The organism is Sphingomonas sp. DMC8, assembly GCF_056314185.1.
On the sequence record NZ_JBQUYV010000018.1, the window covers coordinates 1 to 1,411 of the forward strand.

At 65.8% G+C, this 1,411-nt stretch carries 1 protein-coding gene; it reads left to right on the forward strand.

Going from position 1 to position 1,411, the window contains the following annotated elements; genetic code table 11:
• Positions 1 to 45 precede the first annotated feature (45 nt).
• Positions 46 to 1,254, forward strand: coding sequence for an IS701 family transposase (locus ACT53K_RS19350; protein WP_476230451.1), 1,209 nt, complete (start codon positions 46 to 48; stop codon positions 1,252 to 1,254).
• The last annotated feature ends 157 nt before the right edge of the window (positions 1,255 to 1,411 follow it).

A 1,411-nucleotide genomic window follows, 5' to 3' on the forward strand; every position in this document is an offset into this window, starting at 1 on the left:
CATTACAGTTGCGTTTTTGATCATGTTCTGAATCAATGGGTGACCATGACGAGGGAGGTCGTGGTGACGGGGGCATCGATCGAGGCGACGCTGGAGCTTTGGGCATCATCGCTGCGCGAGGTGAAGGCGCGGATGCGGCCCTTGTTCAGCCAGCCGCGTGTGGCGGCATCGGCGAACAGCTTCCTGGATGGCTTGCTGGGCGACGAGCGCCGCAAGACCGGGTGGATGCGCGCCGAGGCGGCGGGCGATGCCGGGCCATGGCGGCAGCAGGCGATCCTGGGGCGCGGGCGGTGGGATGCGGATGCGCTGCGCGACGTGGTGCGCGACTATGCCGTCGAACATCTTGGCACCGATGATGCGGTGCTGGTCATCGACGAGACCGGGTTTCTGAAACAGGGCAAGGCGTCATGCGGCGTGGGGCGCCAGTACACCGGGTCGGCCGGCAAGGTGACCAACTGCCAGATCGGCGTATTCGCCGCTTATGTCTCGACCAGGGGCCATGCTTTTGTTGACCGGGCGCTTTACCTGCCCGAGAGCTGGACGGCTGACCCGGCCCGCCTGGCGGCCGCGCATGTGCCGGAGGGCACGGCATTCGCCACTAAGCCGGCGCTGGCGGTGCAAATGATCGAGCGCGCGATCGCCGCCCACATGCCGTTTGCCTGGGTTGCGGCGGATGCGGTCTACGGCGTCGGCGACATCGAGCAGACCTTGCGGCGTGCCGGCAAAGGCTATGTGCTGGGCGTGAAGGGCGACCATCGCTTCGGCTCATGGGGCGACAAGCCGGTCGTCGCGGGCACCGCCGCGCAGATCGCGGGCGAACTCGATCCTGCTGCATGGCAGCGTCTGTCCGCGGGTCAGGGCACCAAGTGCGATCGCTTTCACGACTGGGCCTATTTCGAGCTCGCCGACCTCGAAGCCGACGAGTACGTCGATGGCGCAATCGGGACATGGACCAGGGGCCTGCTGATCCGCCGCCACGTTGCCGGTGACGACCTCGCCTTCTTCACCACCTGGTGCCCGGCCGGCACGACCATCGAAACCCTCGTCGGGGTGGAAGGGCATCGCTGGGCCATCGAAGACAGCTTCGAGACGGCGAAGAACGAACTCGGCCTCGACCATAACGAAACCCGCTCCTGGCATGGCTGGCACCGGCACGTCTCGCTCGTCATGCTGGCCTTCGCGATGCTGGCGGCCATCCGCACCCGCGCCAATGCCGCGCCCCCAAAAAGACCCTGGACGAAACCACGGACCTGATCCGCTGGTCCGTCCAGGAAATCCGCCGTATCGCCATCAGGCTGGCACAGCGCCGCATCGAGCCGCGTCACGTTATCGCTTGGTCATGCTGGCGACGGGCCCACCAAGCCGCCGCACAACGGTCACATGTTCGATCAAAAACGCAACTGTAATGCTA